This window comes from Kitasatospora sp. NPDC004531 (genome assembly GCF_053602195.1).
On record NZ_JBSGDD010000190.1, the window covers coordinates 1 to 3,199 of the forward strand.

2 protein-coding genes are annotated in these 3,199 nt (G+C 74.8%); both read right to left on the minus strand.

Going from position 1 to position 3,199, the window contains the following annotated elements:
* Positions 1-28: 28 nt before the first annotated feature.
* The gene (locus ACWEMJ_RS33925; protein WP_452140992.1) at positions 29-154 is read right to left on the minus strand and encodes a SapB/AmfS family lanthipeptide; all 126 of its coding nucleotides are present in this window, start codon (positions 152-154) and stop codon (positions 29-31) included.
* Positions 155-283: 129 nt separating this feature from the next.
* The gene (gene lanKC, locus ACWEMJ_RS33930; protein WP_452140993.1) at positions 284-2,836 is read right to left on the minus strand and encodes a class III lanthionine synthetase LanKC; all 2,553 of its coding nucleotides are present in this window, start codon (positions 2,834-2,836) and stop codon (positions 284-286) included.
* Between the last annotated feature and the right edge of the window lie 363 nt (positions 2,837-3,199).

Genomic DNA, 3,199 nt, shown 5'->3' on the forward strand with positions numbered 1-3,199 from the left:
CGCAGTGCGCACGGCCGGCCGGGGTGCCTCAGAGGCAGAGCAGGGTGCTCACGGTGCTGTTGGTGCAGTTGAGGGCGCTCAGCGAGCTGAGGACCGAGCGGTACTCGGTGGTCTCCTCGGGGGTCTCCAGCGCCTGCAGGTCGAGGATCGCCATGACAGTCTCCTTACGGAACTCGGTGGTGCTGCGGTTTCTCCGGCGGTCGCCGGAACTCGTGGGGCGGCATGACCCGGCCGCGACGGGAGGGGGAGCGGGGCGCCGGGCGCCCGCCGCTCACCGGGCGGTTCAGCTGTCGGCCGGCCAGAACGGCATCGGCGGGCTGCCGTCGTACACCGAGGCGAGCGCCGTCAGCACACCGGCGGTGCCGGTCGCCAGGTCCATCGACAGGCGAATCAACTGCTCGCCGGGGAAGGCGGGTTGACCGGCCAGCGGCAGCACGTGCCAGGCCAGCCGCCGCACATGGCGGTCGATCAGGTCGTCCACGTTGTCCACGTCGGCCACGTCGTCCAGGTCGTCGCCCGCCGCGCTGCCGGCGCAGTCCAGCCCGAGCAGCGCGATCAGCCCCGCCCGGCCGTTGAACAGGCCCGGCTGCACGATGAACTCCGGCTCCGCGGCGGCCCGGATCAGCGCCACCTGCTCGGCCAGCGCCGGATCGGGCCGGTGCCGCAGCAGAGCCTGCGCGACCGCCGCGATGCCCGCGCTGCCGGACTCCAGGTAGGGCAGCACCCGGCTGCCGTCGTCCACCTGGAGCGTGCCGTCCTCGGCGACGACGCAGCGCGCCAGGTCCTGGTCGAGGGCGGCCCGGGCGAGGTCCAGCAGCACCGGGTTCCCGCACTCCTCGAACAGCCGCAGCAGCAGCAGCGCGACGCCGCTCGCACCGTGCAGCAGCCCGGGCCGGGCGGTGGACGGCGCGTCCGCGCCCAGCCGGAGCGCGGCGACGGCCCGGTCCGCGCTGTCGGCGGCCGCCGCCAGCAGCGTGCGGTCGCAGGTGACGCGGGCGAAGTGCAACTGGGCCAGGCCGATGCCCGCCAGACCCGCCGACAGGTCCGGCCCGGCGCCGGGCGCGTCGTCCTTGTCGAGCCGCCGCAGCAGGTCGAGCGCGGCCTCGCGCCGGCCGAGCCGGTCCAGCACCCACGCGGTGCCGTGCGCGCCGACGAACAGGCCCGGCCGGCACGGCTGCCGCTCCACCGCGTCCAGCAGCCACCGCAGGTGCCGCGGATCGACGCCCGCACCCACCGTGTGCAGCGCCCACAGCACGCCCGCCGCGCCGTACGACAGGCCCAGCCCGTCGTGGGTGAACTGCGCCGGGTCGCCGGGGAACAGCCGGTCGGCCCGCTCGGGCGTGGCACTCCCGCAGATCGCCGCCACCAGCCCGTCCCGCAGCCGCGGCCAACCCTCCCGCCCGTCGCCGAACAGGCCCTCCACGGCGGCCAGTGGGGCGTCCTCCGGCACGGCCGGCTCGGGCAGGAACCCGTCCGGCAGCTCGAAGCGCTTGCGGGCCGAGCGGGCCAGCGCCGCGCCCTTCGCCGGATGCAGCGCCGTCAGCGGCAGCAGCGGCAGGAACGCCCACAGCCGCAGCGCCCGCAGCGCGTGCTCGTCCACCTCGAACCCGGTCAGCCCGGCCGGCGCCGCGAACCCGGCCGCCCCCAGCGCCGGCCGCACGAACTCCTCGACCGGAGAGGCGAGTTCGAAGTCGACGAAGACCACCGACCCGTCCTCCCGGACGATCAGATTGCGCGGATGCAGATCCCCGAAGACGATCCCGCGCCCGTGGATCGCGCGCAGCGCCCGCTCCACCGCGTCCAGCACCGCCGTCGCCTCCTCGCGGAACGCGGCCACCGCCGCCTCGTCCGCCTCCGGATGCACCAGCGGATAGCGCCGCCCGAACCAGTGGTGCAGCCCCTCGCCCGCCACGTACTCCTGCACCAGGAACCGGTGCTCCCACGCCGTCAGATCGCCCAGCACCGCCGGCACCGCGTCCAGACCCGCCAACGCCTCCAGCGTCCGCTGCTCGCGCACCAGCCGCCGCACCGCGTCCTCACCGCGCTGGTCCAGGCCCGCGAACGGCCGGGCCTCCTTCAGGACCACCTGCTCGCCCCCGCCGGCCGGCCGCGCCAGGTAGATCCCGCCGCCGTTGGAGAAGTGCAGCGCCCGCTCCACCGTGAACGGGAAGTCGTCGACACTGCTGCGCCCCGCGCCCGCCACCGCCTCCGCCAGCACCGCCGGCACCGGCGCCCAGGCCGGCAGGTCGAACGCCGCCCGCCGCACGTCCGGGCGCAGCACACCCGACGGCTCGCGCAGCGCCAGCACCAGCTCGCCCTCCTCGTTGCGGCACCACTGCTCCGTGAACGCCCCGTAGCGCAGGTACAGCGGACCGCGCCGCCAGCGCAGATCGCTCAGGATGTACGGGCCCGGCGTCCCCGCCAACGCCTCGTCGAGTTCGCCGAGACATCGCTCCAACTGCGCCTCGTCGGCCGGGTACAGCGTCATGAACTTCCCGCTGGAACCCCGCGAGGCGTACTTGGCGTTCTGCGTCTGCACCAGCGCCGGGCTGCGCAGGAACTTGAACGCCACCCCGTGCTCGAAGCAGAACGCCCGCACCACGTCCAGGATCCGCGGCGCGTTGTCCAGGCACGCCGACACGTGCAGCTTCCACCCCTGCTCCGGCAGCGGCGGCGAGGCCGGCTGGTAGCCCACCCACACCTCGCGCAGGCTGCGCACCCAACCGCTCGGCGCGGCCTCGGTGGCCGCCGGGAACTCGGCGCGGGCCGCCCATTGGACCGGGGAGTCGTAGAAGATCGGATCGGCGTAGGAGTACGCCTCGTAACGCATGTCCATCGGAAGAACTCCATGGCGCGTCGCAGGGGAGGGGAGTCGCAGGGGGAGGGGGCGATGGGGCGATGCCCGGTCGCCGGAACCGCACGGCAACGGGAGGACGTTCGGCCGGGCCGATTGTGCGATCGGCTGACCGCCACCGAGAGTCTGCAAGGGCCGACGCGACCGTCGAAAGGGCTACGGAAAGGGTTGGCCGGAATCTGCGGGCGCATGCCCTGCGACGGTTCGCGGGCCACCGACACCCTCTTTACCTGCGCTTTTCCTCACCGTCCCGGCCCCGCCGCCGCCGCGCCCGCACGCCCGCCCTGTCCGGCGGCGTGGACAGCTCACTGGTGACGGCGCTCGCCGCCCGCCTGCACGACCGGC